This window comes from Flavobacterium limnophilum (assembly GCF_027111315.2).
GTDB lineage: Bacteria > Bacteroidota > Bacteroidia > Flavobacteriales > Flavobacteriaceae > Flavobacterium > Flavobacterium limnophilum.
Genome location: NZ_CP114289.2, coordinates 3,655,268 through 3,678,933, shown reverse-complemented (window position 1 = coordinate 3,678,933; position 23,666 = coordinate 3,655,268). Strand labels below are relative to the sequence as shown.

The 23,666-nt window shown below is 37.5% G+C and carries 18 protein-coding genes; 7 read left to right on the top strand and 11 right to left on the bottom strand.

Annotated elements, in window-relative coordinates; all coding sequences use genetic code 11:
* Positions 1-10: 10 nt before the first annotated feature.
* The 3 genes from OZP13_RS15295 (at position 11) to OZP13_RS15285 (ending at position 6,561) form a co-directional block, all read left to right on the top strand.
* Positions 11-3,181, top strand: coding sequence for an efflux RND transporter permease subunit (locus OZP13_RS15295; protein ID WP_281297729.1), 3,171 nt, complete (start codon positions 11-13; stop codon positions 3,179-3,181).
* Positions 3,174-4,538 (top strand): efflux transporter outer membrane subunit, encoded by a 1,365-nt coding sequence (locus OZP13_RS15290; RefSeq protein ID WP_281297728.1) that lies wholly within the window; start codon positions 3,174-3,176, stop codon positions 4,536-4,538. Before OZP13_RS15295 ends, OZP13_RS15290 begins: the two co-directional genes overlap by 8 nt.
* Positions 4,539-4,764: 226 nt before the next feature.
* On the top strand, positions 4,765-6,561 hold the full coding sequence (locus OZP13_RS15285) for a PAS domain-containing protein (protein WP_281297727.1): 1,797 nt from the start codon (positions 4,765-4,767) through the stop codon (positions 6,559-6,561).
* Positions 6,562-6,624: 63 nt separating this feature from the next.
* Here OZP13_RS15285 and OZP13_RS15280 read toward each other — a convergent pair whose 3' ends face one another.
* The 3 genes from OZP13_RS15280 to OZP13_RS15270 all read right to left on the bottom strand — a co-directional run bounded on the left by OZP13_RS15280 (position 6,625) and on the right by OZP13_RS15270 (position 9,811).
* Positions 6,625-7,035: a BrxA/BrxB family bacilliredoxin gene (locus tag OZP13_RS15280; RefSeq protein ID WP_269240967.1), complete on the bottom strand. Its 411-nt coding sequence runs from the start codon at positions 7,033-7,035 to the stop codon at positions 6,625-6,627.
* 85 nt (positions 7,036-7,120) lie between these two features.
* A complete protein-coding gene (locus OZP13_RS15275; protein WP_269240966.1) occupies positions 7,121-7,618 on the bottom strand; it encodes a thioredoxin family protein in 498 nt (165 codons plus the stop codon).
* A gap of 120 nt (positions 7,619-7,738) precedes the next feature.
* Positions 7,739-9,811 carry a TonB-dependent receptor plug domain-containing protein gene (locus tag OZP13_RS15270; RefSeq protein WP_281297726.1) on the bottom strand — a complete coding sequence of 691 codons (2,073 nt, stop codon included), beginning with the start codon at positions 9,809-9,811 and terminating at the stop codon, positions 7,739-7,741.
* Between the two features lie 93 nt (positions 9,812-9,904).
* On the opposite strand from OZP13_RS15270, the gene OZP13_RS15265 reads away from it, so the two are divergent.
* Both OZP13_RS15265 and OZP13_RS15260 read left to right on the top strand, forming a co-directional pair.
* The gene (locus OZP13_RS15265; RefSeq protein WP_281297725.1) at positions 9,905-11,776 is read left to right on the top strand and encodes an Nramp family divalent metal transporter; all 1,872 of its coding nucleotides are present in this window, start codon (positions 9,905-9,907) and stop codon (positions 11,774-11,776) included.
* Positions 11,777-11,830: 54 nt separating this feature from the next.
* On the top strand, positions 11,831-12,484 hold the full coding sequence (locus OZP13_RS15260; RefSeq protein ID WP_269240965.1) for a metal-dependent transcriptional regulator: 654 nt from the start codon (positions 11,831-11,833) through the stop codon (positions 12,482-12,484).
* Here the strand turns inward: OZP13_RS15260 and OZP13_RS15255 are convergent.
* From OZP13_RS15255 to OZP13_RS15240, 4 genes are all read right to left on the bottom strand, one after another.
* Positions 12,481-12,609 (bottom strand): FeoB-associated Cys-rich membrane protein, encoded by a 129-nt coding sequence (locus OZP13_RS15255; protein ID WP_281297724.1) that lies wholly within the window; start codon positions 12,607-12,609, stop codon positions 12,481-12,483. The two genes, OZP13_RS15260 and OZP13_RS15255, sit on opposite strands and share 4 nt — an antisense overlap.
* Positions 12,610-12,615: 6 nt before the next feature.
* A complete protein-coding gene (gene feoB, locus OZP13_RS15250; RefSeq protein WP_281297723.1) occupies positions 12,616-14,718 on the bottom strand; it encodes a ferrous iron transport protein B in 2,103 nt (700 codons plus the stop codon).
* A gap of 5 nt (positions 14,719-14,723) precedes the next feature.
* A complete protein-coding gene (locus tag OZP13_RS15245; protein ID WP_281297722.1) occupies positions 14,724-14,957 on the bottom strand; it encodes a FeoA family protein in 234 nt (77 codons plus the stop codon).
* Positions 14,958-15,027: 70 nt separating this feature from the next.
* On the bottom strand, positions 15,028-15,729 hold the full coding sequence (locus OZP13_RS15240; RefSeq protein WP_281297721.1) for an SCO family protein: 702 nt from the start codon (positions 15,727-15,729) through the stop codon (positions 15,028-15,030).
* 131 nt (positions 15,730-15,860) lie between these two features.
* On the opposite strand from OZP13_RS15240, the gene OZP13_RS15235 reads away from it, so the two are divergent.
* Positions 15,861-17,924 (top strand): M13 family metallopeptidase, encoded by a 2,064-nt coding sequence (locus tag OZP13_RS15235; RefSeq protein WP_281297720.1) that lies wholly within the window; start codon positions 15,861-15,863, stop codon positions 17,922-17,924.
* A gap of 51 nt (positions 17,925-17,975) precedes the next feature.
* Here the strand turns inward: OZP13_RS15235 and OZP13_RS15230 are convergent, their stop codons facing one another.
* Complete coding sequence (locus OZP13_RS15230; RefSeq protein ID WP_281297719.1) at positions 17,976-18,899, bottom strand: DMT family transporter; 924 nt, start codon at positions 18,897-18,899, stop codon at positions 17,976-17,978.
* Positions 18,900-19,232: 333 nt separating this feature from the next.
* Here OZP13_RS15230 and OZP13_RS15225 point away from each other — a divergent pair, with 333 nt between their 5' ends.
* Positions 19,233-21,542, top strand: a complete 2,310-nt coding sequence (locus tag OZP13_RS15225; protein ID WP_281297718.1) for a CHASE domain-containing protein — start codon at positions 19,233-19,235, stop codon at positions 21,540-21,542.
* 35 nt (positions 21,543-21,577) lie between these two features.
* Here the strand turns inward: OZP13_RS15225 and OZP13_RS15220 are convergent, their stop codons facing one another.
* From OZP13_RS15220 to OZP13_RS15210, 3 genes are all read right to left on the bottom strand, one after another.
* Positions 21,578-22,381: an SDR family oxidoreductase gene (locus OZP13_RS15220; RefSeq protein WP_269240962.1), complete on the bottom strand. Its 804-nt coding sequence runs from the start codon at positions 22,379-22,381 to the stop codon at positions 21,578-21,580.
* A gap of 172 nt (positions 22,382-22,553) precedes the next feature.
* Positions 22,554-23,150, bottom strand: coding sequence for a mobile mystery protein B (locus OZP13_RS15215; protein ID WP_281297717.1), 597 nt, complete (start codon positions 23,148-23,150; stop codon positions 22,554-22,556).
* Positions 23,141-23,602, bottom strand: coding sequence for a mobile mystery protein A (locus OZP13_RS15210; protein WP_269240961.1), 462 nt, complete (start codon positions 23,600-23,602; stop codon positions 23,141-23,143). The genes OZP13_RS15215 and OZP13_RS15210 overlap by 10 nt, the downstream gene beginning before the upstream one ends.
* Positions 23,603-23,666 lie beyond the last annotated feature (64 nt).

Here is a 23,666-nt window from a genome sequence, read left to right as displayed (position 1 = left end):
AAAATTAATTATGGGAGAATTTTTCGTTAGAAGACCAATAGTCGCTATGGTTATAAGTATCATTATTGTGTTACTTGGACTATTGGCATTGCAAAAAACACCAGTTTCTCAATATCCTGATATTGTTCCTCCAGTTGTAAAAATCACAACAAATTTCACAGGAGCCAATGCTTTGAATGTGGAACAAGCTGTGGCAACACCTATAGAACAAAAGGTTAATGGTGTTGAGAATATGTTGTATATGAAATCCATCAATACTTCTGATGGAGCGCTAACACTTGAAGTAACTTTTGACGTTGGTACCAACTTAGATAATGCCAATATGCTTACTCAAAACCGTCAAGCACAATCGGCTCCATTTATGCCTGCAAGTGTAAAACAACAAGGGGTAGTGGTAAAGAAATCGCTGTCTTTTCCTTTAATGTTGTTCACTTTAACTTCCAAAAATCCTAAATACGATGCAAAATTTTTAAACAATTATGCGAGTATTAATATTGCAGATCGATTAGCTCGTATCAAAGGAGTTGGTGAAGTTACGCTATGGGGTAGTGATTATTCGATGAGGGTTTGGTTGAAGGCTGATGTAATGTCTAAACTAGGTGTTACTGTTGAGGATGTTAAAAATGCTTTGAATGCTCAAAACATGATTAGTCCAGGAGGAAAATTTGGGTCTCAACCTGCACCAATTGGTACTGATTTTACCTATGGTGTTACACTTCAAGATCGATTAGTTACTGAACAACAATTTGGTAAAATTGTTGTCAGAAGTAAAGAAGATGGAGCTGAAGTGCTATTAAGTGATATTTCTCGCATTGAATTAGGGACTGAAAATTATAGTACAAATGCTCGAAGAAATGGTAATCCGGCTGCTGCAATAACTATTTTCCAAATGCCGGGAAGTAATGCATTGGAAGTAGCTGCTGAAGCCAAAGCAGCAATGAAAGAAATGTCTGAGAGATTCCCTAAAGACATTGAGTATCAAGAATCATTAGATACTACTCTAGCTATTACAGCTGGTGTGGAGGATATTGTTCATACACTTTTTGAAGCGATATTATTAGTTATCCTTGTGGTGTTTATCTTTCTTCAAAATTGGCGTGCTACCTTAATCCCTTTGATTACTGTGCCAGTTTCATTAATTGGAACGATTGCCGTTTTTCCTTTATTAGGATTCTCCATAAACACTTTGTCTTTATTAGGGTTAGTTTTGGCCATTGGTATTGTGGTCGATGATGCCATTGTGGTTGTCGAAGCCGTAATGCATCATATTGAAAAAGGGAAAACGCCCCGAGAGGCAACAATTCAGGCGATGAAAGAAGTTTCAGGGCCTGTAATTGCTATCGCATTAATTTTGTGTGCCGTATTTATTCCTGTAGCAATGACTCCCGGAATTACGGGACGTTTTTATCAGCAATTTGCCATTACGATTGCGGTATCGGTGGCTTTCTCTGCATTTAGTGCTTTGTCATTAAGTCCAGCCTTGTGTGCGATGCTCCTAAAACCTACAAAACCAGTCGAAGAGCAAACAGGATGGTTGGCTAAATTTTTTGCCGGATTCAATAGAATTTTTGAAAAAGTTACTGGAGGCTATCTTAATGGGGTTAATTTCTTTGCTAAAAAATCGATGCGTATAGTGGCATTGTTAGGAGTTATATTAATAGCCGTTAGTTTTTTAGGAATTAAAATCCCGTTAGGATTTATTCCTGAGGAGGATCAAGGGTATGTATTGTTAAATATACAATTACCGCCATCATCATCTTTACAGCGAACAGAAGAAGTCTCCAAACAAGTAGATGCTATTTTGAAAAAGGAGGATGCTATTCTTTCTTATACCACAATCAATGGGTACAGTTTGCTTACAAGTTCGAATCTTCCTAATAATGCATTTATTTTTATTGCGTTAAAACCTTGGGAAGAACGCTCTTTTACGGCCAAGCAATTTACGGATCAATTGAATGGTAAACTGGCAATGCAAGTAACCAAAGGCTCTGCTTTTGCATTTGGACCGCCTGCCATTCAAGGATTGGGTGCATCGGCTGGTTTTAGTTTAATGCTGCAGGATAGAGGAGGAAATTCACCTGAGTATTTGGCGCAACAAACGCAGGTTTTTATTGCAGCTGCACAAAAAAGACCTGAAATTCAACGTATTTACACCACTTTTAATGCCGCAACACCTCAAATAAAATTAGAAATCGATAATGAAAAAGCGATGAAATTAGGTGTGCCTGTTTCAAGGGTTACGGAAGCATTAGGAGCCTTTTTAGGAGGAACGTATGTCAATGATTTCAATCGATTTGGGCGACAATATAAAGTATTCTTGCAAGGAGAAGCTACAGATCGAGTTAAACCTGAAAACTTAAATTTAATTTACATTAAAAATAATAATGGTTCTATGTTACCAATATCTACTTTGGTTACAGCTACCAAAGTGACTGGACCCGATTTTACAAATAGGTTAAATTTATTTAGATCAGCCGAAATTGGGGGTAGTGCAAATGCCGGTTACAGTAGTGCGCAGGCTTTGGATGCTCTGGAAGAGGTGGCTAGAGAAACCCTTCCAAATGATATGAGTTACGATTACATTAATCTATCCTATCAAGAGAAAAAGGCACCGGGAGGAAGTTCTGTATTTATTATGGCATTGGTATTTGTATTTTTGATTTTAGCCGCCCAATATGAAAGTTGGAAATTGCCTTTCAGCGTATTGCTTGGAGCACCTTTGGCGGTGTTTGGAGCGTTTTTAGGCTTGTTTTTGGCGCGATTTACAAGCGATGCCTATGTGAATAACGTTTTTGCACAAATCGGACTCGTACTGTTGATTGGACTCGTTGCCAAAAATGCCATTCTTATCGTGGAATTTGCCAAAGAGGAACACGAGAAAAAAGGAGTGCCTCTTTATGAAGCGGCAATGGTAGCTGCGAAGCTTCGTTTCCGCCCGATATTGATGACCGCATTTGCATTTATCCTCGGGGTTGTTCCTTTGTTGACAGCCACTGGCGCAGGTTCACAGGCTCGTATTGTAATGGGAATGGCGGTGTTCAGCGGAATGTTGATAGCCACAATTCTTGGAGTGTTAATTGTGCCAGGTCTATATGTGATGATTGAAAACATTGGAAAAAAGAAAGAAGCAATTGCAAGTGACGAAAATGATATTGAACCTAACACTACAAGTCATGATTAAAAAATATAAAATAATTGTTGTCATATTGGCACTTGCACTACTTCCGATGGGTTGCATGGTGGGGCCAAAATATGCAAGACCCGAAGAACAAAAGTCGGAATCGTATCGAAATGAGAAAAACTTGGATACCTTGGCTTCGGTAACCAATTTGAAATGGTTTGACCTGTTTAATGATGATGTTCTAAAAGACCTAATAACAAAAGGGTTGGCGAATAATTATGATTTAAAAATTGCTGTTTCCAGAATTGAACAACTCAAAGCGGAACTAGGATACTCCAAATCAAATTTATTTCCTTCATTTCAATATGGAGCGACCATAAACAGCAATGAAAAAAGTTTTCCGGTTTCCAATGCTGGAGCCAGCATGTCTTGGGAACTTGATTTTTGGGGAAAATTCCGCCACGAAAACAATGCCGTGAAAAGTGAACTTCTTGCCACGGAAGAAGCTCGAAAAGTCGTGCTTTCGGATATCGTGAGCAATATTGCCACGGCTTATTTTGAGTTGCGAAATTTTGACAATCAACTAGAAATTGCCAAGCAAACCCTTGCCACCAGACAAAAGTCTTTTGACCTCATAAATGCCAGATTCAAAAGTGGCTATGTTTCTGAAGTGGATAAAGTTCAAATCGAACAACAAGTTGCCATTGCAGAAGCTACCATTCCGAGTATCAAAAGACAAATTGCCTATCAAGAAAATACGCTTTCCATTTTGACAGGTCAACTTCCCAGTGAAATTCAAAGAGGAAAATCCAATACTGAATTACAAATAGTGAGTGAAATCCCGTTGAACATCCCTTCTTCTTTATTGGAAAACAGACCCGATGTAAAAGCGGCTGAATTGAGATACAGGGCTTCCAACGAAAGAATCGGGGTGGCTCAAGCCATGCGTTTTCCTTCTGTTAATTTGGCTGCCATTGCCGGATTTGCCAGTGCGAACCTGAGTGACATGTTTTTAGGAAGTTCCTATTCGCAAAATGCATCTGGAGGAATTGCGGGGCCACTATTTGCCTTTGGAAAAAACAAACGCCGAGTGGAAATAAACAGGCAACAAGCGGAACAATTCAAGTTTTCCTATCAAAAAACATACATTACAGCCGTTTCTGAAGTTGAAAAATCAATACAAGATGTAAAAACATACAAAGAAGAATGGCAAGCCCGCAACAAACAAGTTCAAGCGGCCTTGATAAACTACAAACTATCTTATGAAAGATATGATAGTGGCTATGTGTCTTATCTGGAAGTTTTGGATGTAGAACGCACCTTGTTTGATGCACAATTAAGCCTGTCGCAGTTGTCGGAAAGACAATTGAGTTCCATGGTTCAATTGTATAAAGCTTTGGGTGGCGGTTGGAATTAATAATCGCTTCATATTGATTGAACAAAAACCATCTTTATTTAAGGATGGTTTTTTGTTTTTAGAGCAAATTCGAATTGAATTTACAATAGGTTTCAAACGAGTTCAATTCTGTTTTTTTTTCAATTTGAAAAGATATTTTTTGGATATTTTAGACCGTATTTAAATATAATTAACTAACTTTAAGTTCTTTATGATTAATGCGCATTGAGGTTTAAAGCACAAAGCCATGAAACTTTCTCTTGAAAAGAAAATACTTTTTGGATTCGTCATCAATTTATTGGTTGTCATCGCTTCGGGATGGATTTTTATCACGCGTTTGGACAAACAAAGGGATAAAACCCTGGATGCAAAGTTGGATTGGATTGAACTTTCCTTGTTTGGACTTTCCATCATTTTGTTAATCATCGTTTATTTTATTATTCGGGCCCAATTGCGTGCCAAGAACATTTCGCAAAACCTGCTTTCCGAAAACAAGCAGCTGCTTCAGTCCATTATTGACAACACCTCCAATCCTATTTTTATCAAAGAAATAAATGGAGAATATTTATTGATTAATAAACAATACGAGTCATTATTCCACATTTCCAATACAGAAATTGTTGGCAAAACTGACCATGATTTCTTGCCAAAAGAAGCTGCGGACGCCTATCGAAATTCTGATCTTGAAGTGGTAAAAGCATTGCGGGAACTAAAAACCGAAGAGACAATCGAGCAGCCGGACGGTTCGCATACTTATATTGCGGTTAAATTTCCTTTGTATGATGCGGATGGAAGAGTTTACGCCATTGGAGGGATTTCAACAGATATTACGGAGAGAAAAAAACTGGAAGAATCATTGAAGGCAGCCGATAAATTTTTTAATATGTCCCTTGACATGATGATTATTGCCTCGGATAAGTTTATTAAAATTAATCCATCGGTCACTAAAACACTGGGATATTCAGAAGAAGAATTATTGAGTAAACCCTTTCTGGACTTTGTGTATCCAGACGACATTGAAATCACCCTGAACGAAGTTAAAAAGCTTCAATCAGGAGCCTTGACCATTAATTTCGAAAACAGGTATATCTGCAAAGACGGTTCGTTGAAATGGATTTTATGGTCTACTTCTCCAGATGTTTCAACTGGACTATTGTATGCCGTTGCAAAAGACATTACAAGGCAAAAAGAAAATGAGGAATCATTAAAAATGGCAGAGATGTTCTTCAATATGTCATTTGACATTCTTGCGGTTGCAAAAGGGGAACATTTCATCAAAATTAATCCGGCTCTGACAAAAACACTTGGTTACAACCAGAGCGATATGGACAGGATAAAATTTATGGATTTAATACATCCCGATGATTTGAAAACCGCAACCGAAGTGTTGGCAAAACATTTGGAGGGCAATCCAATTGTGAATTTCAGGACGCGTTTTCTATGCAAAGATGGATCCTATAAATGGCTCGATTGGAACAGCAATATTGACATAAAAGAAAGTGTTTTCTATTCCGTTGGCCGTGATGTTACCAAAATTGTTCAATTAGAAATGGAGAGAGAAATTGCGACTAATGAACTTTATCAGGACGAAGAAAAATTAAGATTAATAGTCGAGAATATTGGAGAGGGAATTATTGTGGCCAATGCCAATAAAAAAATAATTTTGGCCAATGACATGGCCAATGAGCTTTTTGGAATCAAGGAAGACGATAAAATATCCTCCAACTTTGTCAATCATTTTGAAGTCTACTTTCCAGATCAAAAGACAGTTTTTCCTTCTCAAAGTTTACCTATGGAACGCGCTTTTAACGGCGAGTCTACAGATGATATTGATGTGGTGCTTTGGGATTCCAGCAAACAAGAAAAAAAACGGGTTCTCATTAGCGGAAGACCATTGGTGGACCAGAACGATACTGTTGTTGCCGCAGTTGTCACCATAAAAGACATCAGCAAATACAAACAACTAGAAGAAGAATTAAAAGAATCCGAATTAAAGTACAGACAATTGATAGGTTTTAAAGCGGGTGGCGAAAAGAAAGTTTGATTTTTTGAAAGCATAAAAAAACCACGCAGTTGACGTGGTTTTATGTTTTATTTCAATTTGCTTTTAACAATATTCGTTGAAAGCGTCTTTCAAGTTGTCGGCAATCAATTCAGCTGGACGACCTTCGATGTGGTGACGTTCCAACATATGAACTAATTCTCCGTTTTTGAACAAGGCAATGCTTGGCGAAGACGGAGGGAAAGGGAACATGTGTTCTCTTGCCGAAGCTACGGCTTCTTTGTCAACTCCTGCAAAAACCGTGATTAAATGATCTGGTTTTTTAGCACCTTCCAAACTCATTGCTGCTCCCGGACGTGCGTTTCTGGCAGCACAACCGCAAACAGAATTCACAACCACTAATGTTGTGCCTTCTGCATTTATTGCCGCATCAACCGCTTCTGCACTATGTAAATCTTGAAAACCAACCGATGTCAATTCAGCCTGCATTGGTTTTACCATTTCTTCTGGATACATATTTTTTTATTTAAAGGTTATTGTTTGAAAAATGCAAAGTTACAAAGTTTAAAATCAAGATTTAAGTTTGAATTATAAAGTTTTGTTATAGTTTGATAAAGCTTTTCGAAAATACAATCATTTTATTTTTTTTGAGAATAAGAAGCAACTCTTTAGCATTAAAAAAAGAACCTTTTTGAAATACAATCGAAAAATCAGTTTGCAAAATGGTAACCGTTGGATAAACCACTTGCGAATCGATGGTAGCCAATACCGTGGCGAGTTCGTGAATTCCCGTGTTCTGGCCATTTGGTTTAAATCGGAACGCATGATTGTTGAAATGAATGGTTGTTTTGGTCTCGGCATCCAAGGAAATAAAGTAAAAATCAGTGTTTGAAAGCTGGATGATTTCAGGATTTTTGAAAGTCGAATTCTCCATCATTTTGCAATACTTGCACCAGGAAGTGTGGATGAAAACTACAAAAGGTTTTGGATTTTCTTTGGATAGTTTCTCGGCTTCTTCAAAAGAATACGTTTTCAATTGGGCAAAACCGGATGGAATCGCCCAGATGAAAACAATTGTTATGTATAGCCATTTTTTCATTTTCGTTCTTATGCTTTGAATATAAAGCTCAATGTTATTTGACACAGATTTCACAGATTTTCACAGATTAATTTGTGAAAATCTGTGAAATCTGTGTCAAGAATTATATCCCATTTTCTTCTAATATAAATTATAACGTAACCCAAAGAAACCCCTGATTCCTTGATTGGAGCCATAAACATAAGTGGTGTCAAATGTTAAACCATACGGATTATCTGGTGTAACCAATACTTTTCCATTCGAATCGTATTGTACATTTTTGTCAAAAGGGTCTTCCGTTCTTGAAATCAGGAATGGATTATTTCGTTTGGGAGTAAAGTTGAGCAGGTTTTTTATTCCTAAATACAATTCGAAGTTTTTCCAACCGGTATAAGTAAATTGAATGTTTTGCAAACTGTACCAAGGCGAATTCGGATTTCTTGGGTCGGATTCGCTCAACAAAGGCAATTTCATTGGGCTATACACATTTCCGGTGTAATCAATGGCTAAATCAATGGGGTTTATTTTGTACGAAACCGCCCAAGTTCCCGTGAAATTCTCGGTCAAAAGAGGTGTTTCTTTAACGCCGTTTTCCACATTGGAAACATCCATGTAAGTCGCCCCCAAAATGAATTTTAAACCATTGGTAAAATTGATGTCCATATTACAGCTAATTCCTTGACTCAAGGCATAACCATCAATGTTCTCGTAAATGATTTTGTTAGGGTCTGTTTCATAATCAGAGACTATTTTGTTGCTGAATCGGGTGTAAAACGCAGTGGTTTCAATTCCCAAAAAAATACCACTCGAAAAGTATATTTTCTTGATATAATTTAAATTGGCATTGAAGGATTTTTCGGGGTCTAAATTATTGGCAATAACCACTTCACGCGAACCTGTCAAAGCGGCGTGGTCTTCGGTAAATAAATTCACTATTCTAAAACCAGTTCCAGCATTAAAACGCAAAATATTATTGTCATTCATTTTCCATTTATAAGCCAATCTTGGAGTTAAAATATTTCCGTGAATGGAATTGTAATCGTATCGCAAGCCAAATAACACTTTGTGTTTTTCATTAAAAGTAATTTCGTCCTGAACAAAAAACCCAGGAAGCCAAGTTTTTTCGGGATTATTTTCGTTTAAAGTTGTCGTAGCTGCTGTGTTGTCGTCATAAAACGTGTAACGAGAAGCAAGACCAGCTAGCAAATCGTTTTTGCCTAGTTTTTTATCCCAAGTTAGCTGAAGAAAACCAATTTTTTGATTGGCAATGTAAGAAGTGGTTCCATAACGACTGTCCTGAAAATGCATCGTTCCCGAAAAAGACAACATTAGTTTTTCGGTTGTCGGCAACTGGTAACTTCCCAAAAGTTCGCCCCGTTTGGTGTAAATACTTTCGCCGTAAATTTCATCGCCACCACGATATTTTTTCTCCCAACGCACATCGCCGCCCCAACGATCTTCATACATTCCTCGAACGGCAAACGTGAATAACCGGTTTTGTTCTCGAGAGAAATTCCATTTATTAAAAACGGAGATTCTATTCTGAGCAGTTACATCCGTGAATCCATCATGGTCATTGTCTATGGTTTGGTTGTAATTGTAATAATTTAATCCCAATAAGGAAGTTGTTTTTTTGATATTGAATTTCACGCCCAAATCAGCATTGGTTTCCAGCCAAGAAGTGGAAAACACATCGGCAGAAAACAGGGGAGCGTTGCTTGGATTTTTGGTAATAATGTTGATTAAGCCTCCCACGGCTTCACTTCCGTATAAAGAAGAAGCAGGTCCTTTCACGATTTCGATGCGTTCTACCAACGAATTTGGAATGCCCGACAACCCATACACGGTAGATAAACTACTCACTATAGGCATTCCGTCAATCATAACCGATGTATAAGGGCCTTCTAATCCGTTGATGTGAATGTCGCCCGTGTTGCAAATTCCACAGTTCAATTGCGGTCTCACTCCATTTACATTTTGCAAAGCTTCATAAATACTGGCCGTTGGATTTTTCTTGAAGAATATGGGTGAATACACTTCAACGGGAACAGTACTTTCCAGTCGTTTCACGGGTTTTAGAGTTCCCGAAACCACTACTTCGTTGAGTTGGTTTTGACTGTCTTTTTTTGCAATCGAATCTTTTTCTAGGTTTGAAATTGTACTTTGCGAAAACAAAATGTTGCCGATTAACAATACTGAAAATAAATATTTCATTTGTATAAATTAAATTTTAGACAAATCTAAAAAAATAATTACTCACACAAAATTTTTTATTGTTATATTTGCTTTAGTAATTCAATTTCAGCCATGAGCAAATCTTTAGAAGAAGTAAATCAATCTGTACAGACTCAAAATAAAACCTCCGTTTTTAGAAAAATACTAGCTTTTTTTGGTCCCGCCTATTTGGTAAGCGTGGGGTATATGGATCCCGGAAACTGGGCAACGGACATTGCCGGCGGAAGCCAATTTGGTTATGCCTTGTTGTGGGTTTTGTTGATGAGCAACATGATGGCCTTGCTTTTGCAAAGTTTAAGTGCAAGATTAGGAATCGTCACCCAACGCGATTTGGCGCAAGCTTCCCGGGAAACCTATTCCAGACCTGTCAATTATGTGTTGTATTTTCTGGCCGAGATTGCCATTGCAGCTTGTGATTTGGCCGAGGTTTTGGGAATGGCCATTGGGATTAATCTATTGTTCGACATTCCTTTGATAGAAGCCGTTTTAATCACTGTTTTGGATACTTTTTTATTGCTTTTCCTGATTAATAAAGGCATTCGAAAAATGGAAGCTTTTATTATTGCCCTGGTAATGATTATTGGGATGTCATTTATCTTTGAAATGATATTCGCCGAACCCGAAATAGGGAAAGTGATGTATGGATTGATTCCTTCGATACCTAATGAAGCGGCTCTTTATATTGCAATTGGAATAATTGGGGCCACGGTAATGCCCCACAATTTATACTTGCATTCTTCCTTGGTGCAAACCCGAAAATTTAGTCGCAATGAAGCCGGAATCAAGCAAGCCTTGAAGTACAATTTTATCGATTCGGCAATAGCTTTGAACCTTGCCTTTTTTGTAAATGCCGCTATTTTAATTTTGGCCGCAGCCACATTTTACAAACACGGAATGCACGAAGTGGCCGAAATCCAGGATGCCTATCGGTTTTTGCAACCTTTGTTGGGAACCAAATGGGCGCCTATTTTATTCGCCGTGGCCTTGATTGCCGCAGGACAAAGTTCTACCATAACGGGAACCTTGGCGGGACAAATTGTAATGGAAGGTTATTTGAATTTAAGAATCCAGCCGTGGGTGCGAAGAATAATCACGCGATTGATTGCGATTGTTCCTGCCGTGATTGTCATTTTAATTTATGGCGAAAGCGTAACGGGAAAACTATTGATTTTAAGTCAAGTTGTTTTGAGTTTGCAACTCGGTTTTGCCATCATTCCGCTAATTCATTTCGTGAGTGATAAATCGAAAATGAAAGGCTTTCATATTGGCAAAGTGACTCAAGTTGCGGCCTGGTTGATTGCCATTATTATAGTTTCCCTGAATGCCAAATTGGTTTACAACGAGATTAGTGGTTGGCTTGAAACTTCGGAAAATCCAATCGTGCTTTGGTTGACCGTGGTGCCACTGGCTTTTGGCTTTTTAATTTTATTGATTTATATCGTCATAAAACCGTTCTTTTCCAAGGCAAGATTGAATATAGAAAACCATTCGCCGCATAACATGAATTTGAAATTTACGGAAACCGCTGTTCAAGACAACAGGAACATTGCCATTACCGTTGATTTTTCGTTTGCCGATGAAAATGCAATTAATTATGCCTTCAAAATGGGTGGCAAAGAGGCAAAATATACCTTAATTCACGTGGTGGAGTCGGTTGGAGCCATGATGTATGGCAAGCAAATTGACGACCACGAAACCACGATTGACGAAAAATTATTGCACGAATACAAATTGATGTTCAGGGAAAAAGGGTTCCATGTCAAAACGGTGCTGGGTTTTGGCGAGCCCAAAAAAGTCATTCCAAAATTAGTAAACAAAGGCAATTTTGACATTCTGATTATGGGAACGCACGGTCATACCGGTATGAAGGATTTGCTTTTTGGCACTACCGTTGACCGATTAAGACACAAAATAACGATACCACTTTTGATCGTTAAAAACTGAAAATGTATTTAAAGGCTATATCGTAAATCAAATATCCTAATTCGTATATCAAATATGACTTTTTCCGAAGAAAATTATCTAAAAACCATATACCATCTTACCACCATTTCAGAATCGGAAGTAAGCACGAATGCCATTGCCGAAATGATGGAGACCAAAGCCTCCTCGGTAACGGACATGCTCAAGAAATTGGCCGAAAAAGATTTGGTGAACTACAAAAAATACCAAGGAGTTTCCTTGACGGATAAAGGCAAATTGACCGCCAAAATGATAGTGAGAAAACACCGTTTGTGGGAAGTTTTCTTGGTGGACAAATTGGATTTTTCTTGGGATGAGGTTCACGATATTGCCGAACAATTGGAACACATCAAATCAGAGAAACTAATCAATAAATTGGATGATTTTCTAGGTAATCCTACCGAAGATCCTCACGGAGACCCGATTCCGGATGCCAATGGACAAATAATTAACACCGAAAAACAATTGCTTTCCGAACTTTTGGAAAACCAAAACGGAATTTGTGTGGGCGTGAAAGATACCTCATCAGAATTCTTGAAATATTTGGACAAACAAGAAATTGCATTGGGATCGAAAATAGAAATTATTGGAAAAGAAAGTTTCGATTTGTCCCTAAAAATTAAATTAAATACCAGAGAACTAGCCATTTCTAATAAAATTGCCAGCAATATTTTCGTGAAAGTGGTTTAGTGACAATTGCAATCGTCGCCGCAGTTTTTATCTGAATTTTTTTTCTTCTTTTTAATGAAGAATTTTTTGAACAAAAAGGCAACGGCAATTCCCAAAGTTAAATAAGCCAAAATTTCTTGTAGCATAATGATTTATTTTAAAATTTGATAAGCTAGCAATGCTACAATATAGGCAAATCCGCTCATAAAAATCAATTGACCCAAAGGCCATTTCCAGCTATTGGTTTCTTTTTTGGTAACGGCCAAAGTGCTGGCACATTGCATCGCAAAAGCGTAAAACAACAATAGCGAAATCCCGGAAGCAAAATTAAATATTTTTTCCCCTGTTTCAGGATGGACTTCGGAGGCCATTTTGTTTTTTATGGTGGCTTCATTATCGCTTCCGCCAACGCTGTAAATAGTGGCCAAGGTTCCCACAAAAACCTCTCTTGCGGCAAACGAACTGATGATGGCAACGCCAATTTTCCAATCGTAACCCAAAGGAGAAATCGCTGGTTCGATGGTTTTCCCCATTATTCCGATATACGAATTTTCTAATTTATAGGAAGCCACTTTGTTCTCCAATTCCACTGCTGATAGATTGCTGTTTTCTGTTTTAGAGGTGATAATAGATTTGGCATCACTGAAATCTTTTCCTGGCCCATTGGAAGCCAAGAACCATAAAATTATCGATATCGAAAGAATTATTTTTCCCGCTCCAAAGACAAAAGCCTTGGTTTTTTCGATAACGTTTATCCCCACATTTTTGAACATGGGCAACTTGTAATTGGGCATTTCGACCACAAAGAAAGTTTTGCAATTCAGTTGCAGTATTTTGTGCAGTACATAAGCCGAAAGGATGGCCATTCCAAAGCCTAAAAGATACAACAACATTAGTGTTAACCCTTGTAAATTTAACACTCCAAAAACATATTGATCCGGAATTACCAGTCCAATAATGATGGCGTAAACAGGCAATCTCGCCGAACAAGTGGTGAAAGGAGTGACCAAAATAGTGATTAATCGTTCTTTCCAGTTTTCGATATTTCGTGTCGCCATAATCGCAGGAATGGCGCAGGCAGTACCAGAAATAAGTGGTACGATACTCTTGCCCGAAAGGCCAAATTTACGCATGATTTTGTCCATCAAAAAGACCACTCGGCTCATGTAACCACTTTCTTCGAGAATGGAAATGAACAAAAACAGGAAGGCAATTTGGGGAATAAAAATCAAGATTCCGCCTATTCCAGGGATGATTCCTTGGGCAATTAAATTGGTAAAAGCTCCGGGCGGCAAGCTATCGTCTGCCAATGAACTTAATTTGGCAAAGCTCTGGTCAATAAAATCCATCGGTATTTTCGACCATTCAAAAATAGATTGGAAGATGGCAAACAATAAAAAAAAGAAGATCAGGTAACCCCAAACTTTGTGAGTTAACACGCGATCCAGTTTGCTCCTGAAATCCGTGGCCGATGCCGAATCCACTTTTTGGCCTATTTTCAGCGTATCATTTATAAATTGGTAACGCTTGATGGTTTCCTTTTGTTGCAATTTTTTTAGCTCCGAATCGGTTTTGGTAAACGAAGTGTTTTTTAGTGATTTTCTGTGTAAATCCACAAAATTCACGTCTTGGGTAATCACCAACCAAAGTTTGTACAAAGACTGGTTGGGAAATGTTTTTCGAAGCGTGTTGAAGTATTCGTCGTCAATGGACGAAGCGTTTAAACACGGTTCGGTAGAAATGGTTTTATAGGTGGTAATCGTGTTTTTTAATTCTTCGATTCCAGTGCCTTTTCGAGAACTAGCGAGCACAATTTTGGTTTTCAATTGGGATTCTAAATACGGAATGTCCAATGAAATTCCCTTGAGTTTCATTCTGTCAATCATGTTGATGACCAGAATTGTAGGAATTTCCAAGTCTTTTATTTGGGTGAAAAGCAACAAATTACGTTTCAAGTTTTCCACTTCCGAAACCACTACAATGACGTCCGGGTAGAGTTTGTCGTTTTTGTTTAGCAAAAGTTCAATAACCACGTTTTCGTCGGCAGAACTGGCATTCAAACTGTAAGTTCCCGGCAAATCGACTACGTTGGCATTGATATTGTTGGGCAATTTGCAAAAACCAACTTTCTTTTCGACCGTAATTCCGGGATAATTTCCCACTTGTTGATTCAAGCCGGTGAGTTGGTTAAAAACCGAAGTTTTCCCCACGTTTGGGTTTCCAATTAAAGCGACATTGATATTTTGCTTGCTCATTCGAGTTATTTTTTGATAATATCAATCTCAATTTCGCGAGCAGTTTCGATACGAATGGCAAGATGTGAACCATTTATATCCAAATATAAAGGATCGCCAAAGGGCGCAATTTGAAGTAATTCGACCATATTTCCGGGCAAGCAGCCCATTTCCAGTAGTTTTAACGGAATAATGTCGGCATCAAAATCCTTGATGATGGCTTTCTCTCCTTTTTTTAGGTTGGCTATCGTAGTTCGCAATTCTTATTTAGATTGAATTTAGATTACAAAAGTACAGTAAAAAAAAGAATATCAAATGACAATTATCAGATTACTGATTTTTCTCCTCTTCCAAAAGCCAATTAATATCTTCTATTAATTGTTTTACATTTTTAATTCCAGGTTCGGTTGGCCCATCAAGATTGGTGCCGTCATAAAAGCCGCGAACCCGTTTCTTGGAGTCCACCAAAACAAAATTTTCCGTGTGAACCATGTCGTATTGTTCTTCGGGTTTTCCTTGTTTTACGGCCAAGTAGGATTTTCTGGCCATCGTGTAAATCGCTTTTTTGTCGCCCGTAACCAAGTTCCATTTACTGTCCACCACTCCGTTTAGATCGGCATAATCCTTCAAAACCGAAACACTGTCAATGTCAGGCATAACGGAAAAGGAAAGCAGTTTTACTTTTGGATTATTCAAAAAAGCTTTTTGCACATCGACCAAATTTGTGGTCATCTTTGGGCAAATGGATTTGCAGGTAGTGAAGAAAAAATCGGCGACATAAATGGTGCCTTCATAATCTTTTTGGGTAATCGTTTTGCCGTTTTGGTTGGTAAACGAAAAATCGGCAATGTGGTGTTTGTTGGCAATATATTGTACGGTCGTGTCCACCAATTCCGGGTTTACATCGGATGGGTTGTAAATGGGGAGCGTTTTTTTGGGTTTCAATGCGGTATAAAACAAGGAAATCACGATGATGGAAAACACCAACCAGATGCCAATGAATTTTCGATATTTATGGAGAAAGGATTTCATGAAAATAATTTGGGTAAAAATACGGAAAGGAGATTTGTTTTAAATTGAGGAATATTTTTTTTAACAAAAATTAACGTAATTGTTGAATTTTATGGATAGTTTTGTGACAAGAACCAAACCATAAAAAATAAATGAAAGTACATTTAAAAAGACAATTGATTTTTGTTATTCCCGCAATCATTGGATTTGCAACGAGTAACGCTCAAAATGCTCCAGCGAAGCAAGAACCAGGAATCAATGTTTCCAATATGGACATGCAGGTTAAGCCAAACGACGACTTTTTCAGATTCGTAAACGGAAGTTGGCTTGATAAAACCGAAATCCCTGCCGACAAGACTACTTGGGGAAGTTTTAATGAATTGCGTCAAAAAACAGATAAAGATGCTTTGGAAATTTTGGCCGAAGCCTCAAAAAATCCAAAATACAAATCTAGTACAGACCAAGGCAAAGCCATAAATTTATACAAAACCATTATGGACACCATTGGCAGGAACAGACAAGGTTTGTCTCCACTCAAGCCTTATTTGGCCAAAATTAATGCGGTAAAAAACACCAAAGATTTACAGGCATTTTTGATAGAAATGGATGCCATTGGAGGCGCTGGTTTTTTTGGTTTCGGTATTGGAGCAGATGCCAAAAACAGCAACAGGAATGTAATTAGCATTGGTCCCGGAAGTGTAGGTTTGCCAGACCGTGATTATTATGTTTCCGATGACAAGGATTCTAAAGAAAAGAGGGATAAATATGTTTTGCACCTGACCAGGATGTTGCAGTTTTTGGGCGAAAAGCCGCTAAAAGCCAAATCGGATGCCGAGAAAATTTTGGCATTGGAAATCCAGATGTCAAAACCCAGATTTGATAGGGTAGAAAGGAGAGATCGAAGAAAATCATATAATCCAATGACGGTTTCTGATTTACAAAAATTGACACCATCCATAGATTGGAAAAACTATTTGACAAAGATTGGTTTGACAAAAGTAGATTCCCTGATTGTTGCACAACCTAAATATATGACCGCCTTGGAAACTATATTTAAAGAAAACAAAGTTGAAGATTGGAAAGCTTATATGCGTTGGACTTTATTAAACAGGGCTTCAACAAGTTTGTCAACAACAATCGAAACAGCTAATTGGGAATTTTATGGAAAGACATTAACCGGAGCCATCAAAGAAAGACCTCGCGACGAACGAGCACTGCAGGTAATTAACGGAGCTACTGGCGAAGCATTGGGTAAATTGTACGTGGAGAAAAAATTTCCGGCCGAAGCCAAAGCCAAAGCCGAGAAAATGATTAAGAATATTTTTCTAGCATTCGAAAACCGCATTAATAATTTGCCTTGGATGTCGGCAGAAACAAAGATTAGCGCCATTGCAAAATTGCACAAATCCAAAATAAAAATTGGGTATCCCGACAAATGGAAAGATTATTCGTACTTGACCATAAAAAGCCCGGAAGAAGGAGGGTCGTATTTTGAGAATTCAAAAAACATTTCTCGTTGGAGAACTAAAGAAGACATAGACAAATTGTACAAACCCGTTGACAAGACCGAATGGCATATGTCGCCACAAACCGTGAACGCCTATTACAATCCTTCTTACAACGAAATTGTATTTCCTGCAGCGATTTTACAACCGCCATTCTACAATTATCAAGCAGATGAAGCTGTAAATTATGGAGGAATTGGAGCAGTGATTGGTCACGAAATCTCACACGGATTTGACGATTCGGGTTCTCGTTATGATGCTGACGGAAACCTAAATGATTGGTGGACGGCTGATGACCAAAAGCAATTTGCTGCTTTGACGGGTTCACTTGCGGATCAATACAGCGCTTTGCAACCTTTGCCGGGAATTTTCGTTGACGGAAAATTTACCTTGGGTGAAAACATTGGTGATCTAGGAGGAATAAATGCTGCTTACGATGGTTTGCAAATTTATTTGAAGGAAAATGGAAATCCAGGACTTATAGACGGTTACACGCCAGAACAGCGTTTCTTTATTTCTTGGGCCACGGTTTGGAGAACCAAAATGCGTGACGAAGCCATAAAAAATTTGGTAAAAACGGATCCCCATTCACCAGGAATATACAGGGCTTATGTTCCTTTGCTGAACATAGACTCCTTTTATAAAGCTTTCGAGATTAAGTCAGGAGACGGAATGTATATTGCTCCAGAGAAACGAGTGAAAATCTGGTAACAGCCTATTTTTAGTATAAAAAATTCCCAAGTGTGATCTTGGGAATTTTTGTTATATTTTAGCTTTCCGCATCGAATAATTTACCAAATACAGCCCTAATAATGTTATTCCGCCACCTATTGCGATTGCCATCGTGAGTTGTTCACCAAAAATCAAGGCACCCAACAAAACCGCCACAATAGGATTTACATAGGCATAAATACTGTTTATTTCCGGCGGAAGCCTTTGAAGCATATAAATATAGGCAATAAAGGTGAGCACGGAACCAATGATGACCAAATAGGCAATTGCCCACCAAGAATTTGCCGGAATCGAACCGATGTTTACTCCAGTTCCGGTCGCACCAGTAATGGCCAAGGTGATAAAACTTGAAATCAGCATCTGCAATCCCAAACTGAAATAGGGATTGAAACTCGCCGCTTTTTTCTTGGTATACAAACTCCCAAAGGCCCAACTTACTGTTGCTATCAGTGACAGGAAAATGCCAAATCTAAAATCAGGTTTCAAGAAATCGGCCAGATGATCGTAGAAAATGACACAAACCCCGGCAAAACTCACTACAAGTCCCAGTATCGACAAGCGAGCGATTCTTTCGCCTCTAAAAAGGGTGATAAAAACAATCCAAAGAGGGAAAATGGCTCCTATGATGGCCCCCAAACCACTACTGATATATTTGACGCCCCAAGTGCTCAAGCCATTGCTCAATGCAAAATTTAGAATGCTTAAAATAAATATGGCTTTCCATTGTTTTCCCTTTGGCCAAGGAGCTTTTTTGTATAAAAAGAAAGCGACATAAAGAATTCCGCCAATGAATTGCCTGATTCCCGCAAGTTGTAAAGCAGGCATGTGTCGCACGCCTTCTTTTGAAGCAATCCAGGTTGTGCCCCAAAAAAAGCAGACCCAACACAAGGCCAAAATGGGTAATCCAACGGCATTAATTCTAGATGAAAAGGCCTTTTTTATTTTAGTTTTCACTTTTTATATGGTTTTTTTGAACTCAAATTTTTTTTTTTTTCAAAAGTAGGAATTTCGAAATCAAACTTTGATAAAATTAAAGTCAAATGGTGCGGTTTTTCAGGGTATTGGATGTTTTTTTCTTGTTCGATAGATGAAGCCATAAATTTAAAGTCTCTAAAAATATTCTAATTTTTTATAGTAGTTGTATGAAATTTTGCATTATTTTTGTGATAAAAACTGATTTAACAGATTGTCTTATCGGCTTTTATTTGTTTTAAACAAAAAAAGCGAAGTCAAAATAAACCAAGAATTACATTAATTAGTCAAACCAAGACTTATAAAAAAATCTCTGTGAGAAATTACAATCCAATATGGAAGTCTTTTGCAATCCTGATTATTGGACTTGTCCTGACTTTTGGCGTTTCCAATTATTTCAGACAAGAAGAAGAAGTTCAGTCCCAAAAAGAGTTTGACTTAGTTTGTAATGAGATTAAAACCAAAATTTTTGTACAAATTAATTTGCATGCCCAGTTTTTGCTTAGTGGTTCTTCCTTTTTTGAAGCCTCTAAATCGGTTACACGGGAAGAATGGCAACTTTTTAATAAATTTTCCAGAATAAACGAGAATTTTATTGGCGTTCAGGCCTTTGGGTTTTCATCCATAATTAAAAAAGACCAACTAAAAAATCATATTTCTGCTGTTCGGAAAGAAGGATTTCCTAAATATACCGTTTATCCTCAAGGAATAAGGGATGTTTATGCTCCCATAATTTTTATTGAGCCATTTGACCAAAGAAACGCTCTTGCTTTTGGTTTCGACATATATTCCGAACCCGTTAGGCGCAAAGCCATGGAAGAGGCTCGCGACCTAAATGTGCCAACACTGTCAGGAAAAGTAGTTTTGCTTCAGGGAACAAAAAAAGGAAAGGTGCAGGCTGGCACGATAATGTATGCTCCGGTATACAAAAATGCTCCTTTAAATACAATAGCAGATCGCCGGGCAGCCATCATCGGCTGGGTTTACAGTCCGTTTCGCATGGACGATTTGATGAAAAGTATTTTAGGAAAGTGGGACTTAAATGACGAAAAAAACATTCGATTGAATATTTATGACGATGTTGTTTCGCCAAAAAACCTTTTGTTTGATAGTCAGAAAAACAGAATAGAAAGTGGTCAAACAAAAAACAAAACGCTAGTGCTTCCTGTTTTGTTCAATAAAAAAAAATGGATATTGGTGTTTTCACAACCTTCAGAAAAAGCATTCATCTTTACGACCAAAACGCTGATCATATTAATTGGCGGCTTAATAATAAGTTTGTTGTTATTTGCTTTGTCTTACTCATTACTTGTTACCAAACAGCGCGCGAGAATCATTGCAGCGCGATTAAATCTAGATTTGTCCGTTAAAAACAAGGAATATGAACAAATGAACAAATCACTTCGCAAAAACTATAAAAAGTTGATTGATTCCAAGGAAAAATTGAAAGAAACAAATTGGCAATTGCAGAAAGCCATAGTGAAAGCGGAAGAAAGCGATCAATTAAAATCAGCCTTCCTTGCCAACATGAGTCACGAAATCAGGACTCCAATGAATGGGATAGTGGGTTTTGCCGAATTGTTGAAAGAAGACAATATTAGCAACGAGGAACAGAAAAAATATATTGAAATTATAGAAAAAAGCGGCATCCGCCTGTTAAACATTATCAATGACATTGTCGATATTTCAAAAATCGAAGCCGGACAAATGAATGTCAGCTTTTCAGCAACAAACGTTGAGGAACAAATGCAATACATTCATACTTTTTTTATGCCAGAAACCCTGGACAAAGGAATTCAACTTATCCTAAGAAAACCTTCAGTCAAGGAAGAAACCATCATTAGTTCAGATTCCGAAAAATTGTACGCCATTCTTATCAATTTGGTTAAAAATGCCATCAAATATACCGTTAAGGGAACTATAGAATTTGGATTCGAGATAAAGGGCGATTATATTGAATTTTTTGTGAAGGATTCCGGAATCGGAATTTCAAAAGATAGGCAAAAAGCCATATTCGAACGATTTATCCAGGCTGATTTCAACGACAAAATGGCCCGACAAGGAGCAGGTTTGGGCTTGGCCATTGCAAAAGCCTATGTAGAATTGCTTGGCGGCAAAATTTGGGTGGAAAGCGAAATCGAAAAAGGATCTACATTTTATTTTACAATTCCCTACATATACCAATTGGAGGAAAACGATAGTACGCAAAATGTTCTGCCAATGAATCAAATCCCTTGTGAGGTCAAGAATCTGAAAATACTGGTTGCCGAAGACGACAAAATTTCCAAGATGTTGATTTTAAAGGTTGTTGAGCTCTTTAGCAAGGAAATAGTAACAGCTCAAACAGGTGTCGAAGCGGTGGAAATTTGCCGAAACAATCCAGACATCGATTTAATTTTGATGGATATCCAAATGCCTCAAATGAATGGATATGAAGCCACCAGGGAAATTAGAAAATTCAATAAAGAGGTAATTATTTTGGCTCAAACCGCTTTTGCACTTGAAGGAGATAAAGCAAAAACGATAGAAGCCGGATGCAATGGTTATATTTCTAAACCAATTAAAAAGGAAGAACTGTCCAATTTACTGCAACACTATTTTTGCAAACAAGAAAAATTGGACTGATTATTCAATTGCATTCCATTATTTAGATTTTAACTTTATAAAGTTGGCTTCACAAAGATGTATTCCAAAACAGTTTCGATTTTAGAACTCGAAATAATCCTTCCAAAACTTGTGTTTTCAGTATTAAATTCCGGCAAAGCCAAATTTAGTTCGACAGCTTTTTGCGTGTAATAGTCCTTTCGGCTGGGATGGAAAGGAGTAACGGCGTTGAAGGTTTCGTTCCAAGAATTTAATTCAATTATTTTCTGAATTATTCCAATGCAATCGACTTGATGAATCAGGTTTATGGGAGCGCTGGGGTTGTCAAGATTGGTTCTTCCCGCCAAGAATTTTATTGGATGTCGGTCTTCGCCAATGAGTCCGCCGAAACGCAAAATGGTGGTTTTGAAATTAGAATTGCTTTGCAAAAGCTGCTCCACTTGAACTAATTGTTTGCCACTTTCCGTGTCGGGATTCAGTTCTGTTTCTTCAGTGACAACCCAATTCTCTTCTCCATAAACCGATGTCGAACTGATGAAAATCACGTTTTCAACTGACGATTTTTCTATAAACGGAATCAGGTTTCCAATCTTGGAAATAAAGTTTTCTTTGTCTGAACCTCGAAGTTTTGGCGGAACATCAATTATCAAAATCTTCGAATTTTCTAGAAAATCGTTGAGGTTTCCAACTGCTTCATTTTCTGAAAGTGCAATCAAATAAGGTTGGATTCTTGAGTTTTCCAAAACCGAAATCTTCTCAACAGAAGTCGTCGAACCCTTTACTGAAAATCCATTTTCCAGCAAAGCTTTCGCCAAAGGCAAACCCAACCAACCGCAACCAAGAATACTAATTTGTGTCATTTTAATAGAATAGAGGGGTCAAAAGTAGTTTAAATAATTGGAGAAAATAGCCATATTATTATTGAAAATTATTATAGTTTTTATGGTTTTTGGATTGGGTGTGAGAGGTTTGAAAACAAGAGTTGAGCAAAAGAAAAGCTGTGAGTTTTAATGTTATTTTTCGGTTTATACTTTAGTTCCTTGCGAATTCGATTAATGGGTTTATATTTCCATCGTCTGCTTTTCTCAAAGCAGCAATATATTCCTTTCTTGTTTTGTCTGCATTAATCATATTTGAATTATGCCAAGAAAATAGTTCTTTGTTAAAAATAGATTCAATAATAATGTCTGCCATCATTCTTGAATGTCTTCCGTTCCCATTGGGAAAACAATGTATGGCAACAATTCTGTGTTTGAATCTGATAGAGATTTCTTCTGGCGAGAACGTGTTGTTGGCAATCCAATATTTAGTGTCGTCTATTAAATTCTTTAGCTCTATGCCGATTTGTATCCATTTTACACCAATATTTTTGTCAGACTTTCTAAATTCTCCAGCCCATTTCCATACATGACCATACATTTTTTTGTGTAAGTCTTTTACAAATTTTTCCGTCAATATTCTATCAGGCTTTAGATTGGTGTGAATAGTCCATTCTACAGCTTTCTCGATATTTAATTGTTCGAATTCGTCCAATTCTCCTTGTGTAGTAATTGACTTGATTTTTAGCCCGTCCTTTTCTTCCTCGTTCAAAGGAGTTTGTCCAGCTTTATATAGTAATTCTAATCCCATAACGACCTCCTCAGCTCTCTTTTTATTTCATTTGCCAAGTCCATTACGGAATCATTTATTTTATCATCACTAATTCCTTGATTTTCTAATTTCATATTTTGATTGGTTCTTAATACAATTTTTCGAGCCAGATTTTCAGCTTTCAAATTAATTAGATTGTCAATAGAACCGTCTTTTGGGACAAAGCCATAAACGAATTTTAATTCTAAGGCTTCGGCTACTTCTTTTAATGAATTGATAGATAATGTGCCTTTTGCTTCGCTATTTTCAATTCTTTTTACACCTTGTCTAGTTATATTTAACTTGGCTCCAAGTTGAGCCATTGTCATATTAAGTGTGGTACGAATAGTGTTTATCCATCCTTTATTTGGAACCAAGACCAATTCTGTTTTTTGAAAAGGATTTAGTTTCTGATCCAATTGTTCTATTAAGAGTTTTTTCTTGTTTCTCATTATTTGTACGGATTTAAGTTTACAAATATATAAAAAAGTAAACATATATGTTTACAAAAAATAT

What these genes read in the sequence shown, in the direction of transcription:
- OZP13_RS15295 (WP_281297729.1), top strand. Translation starts at nt 11, where the DNA reads ATGGGAGAATTTTTCGTTAGAAGACCAATAGTCGCTATGGTTATAAGT.
- OZP13_RS15290 (WP_281297728.1), top strand. Translation starts at nt 3,174, where the DNA reads ATGATTAAAAAATATAAAATAATTGTTGTCATATTGGCACTTGCACTA.
- OZP13_RS15285 (WP_281297727.1), top strand. Translation starts at nt 4,765, where the DNA reads ATGAAACTTTCTCTTGAAAAGAAAATACTTTTTGGATTCGTCATCAAT.
- OZP13_RS15280 (WP_269240967.1), bottom strand. Translation starts at nt 7,035, where the DNA reads ATGTATCCAGAAGAAATGGTAAAACCAATGCAGGCTGAATTGACATCG.
- OZP13_RS15275 (WP_269240966.1), bottom strand. Translation starts at nt 7,618, where the DNA reads ATGAAAAAATGGCTATACATAACAATTGTTTTCATCTGGGCGATTCCA.
- OZP13_RS15270 (WP_281297726.1), bottom strand. Translation starts at nt 9,811, where the DNA reads ATGAAATATTTATTTTCAGTATTGTTAATCGGCAACATTTTGTTTTCG.
- OZP13_RS15265 (WP_281297725.1), top strand. Translation starts at nt 9,905, where the DNA reads ATGAGCAAATCTTTAGAAGAAGTAAATCAATCTGTACAGACTCAAAAT.
- OZP13_RS15260 (WP_269240965.1), top strand. Translation starts at nt 11,831, where the DNA reads ATGACTTTTTCCGAAGAAAATTATCTAAAAACCATATACCATCTTACC.
- OZP13_RS15255 (WP_281297724.1), bottom strand. Translation starts at nt 12,609, where the DNA reads ATGCTACAAGAAATTTTGGCTTATTTAACTTTGGGAATTGCCGTTGCC.
- feoB (WP_281297723.1), bottom strand. Translation starts at nt 14,718, where the DNA reads ATGAGCAAGCAAAATATCAATGTCGCTTTAATTGGAAACCCAAACGTG.
- OZP13_RS15240 (WP_281297721.1), bottom strand. Translation starts at nt 15,729, where the DNA reads ATGAAATCCTTTCTCCATAAATATCGAAAATTCATTGGCATCTGGTTG.
- OZP13_RS15235 (WP_281297720.1), top strand. Translation starts at nt 15,861, where the DNA reads ATGAAAGTACATTTAAAAAGACAATTGATTTTTGTTATTCCCGCAATC.
- OZP13_RS15220 (WP_269240962.1), bottom strand. Translation starts at nt 22,381, where the DNA reads ATGACACAAATTAGTATTCTTGGTTGCGGTTGGTTGGGTTTGCCTTTG.
- OZP13_RS15215 (WP_281297717.1), bottom strand. Translation starts at nt 23,150, where the DNA reads ATGGGATTAGAATTACTATATAAAGCTGGACAAACTCCTTTGAACGAG.
- OZP13_RS15210 (WP_269240961.1), bottom strand. Translation starts at nt 23,602, where the DNA reads ATGAGAAACAAGAAAAAACTCTTAATAGAACAATTGGATCAGAAACTA.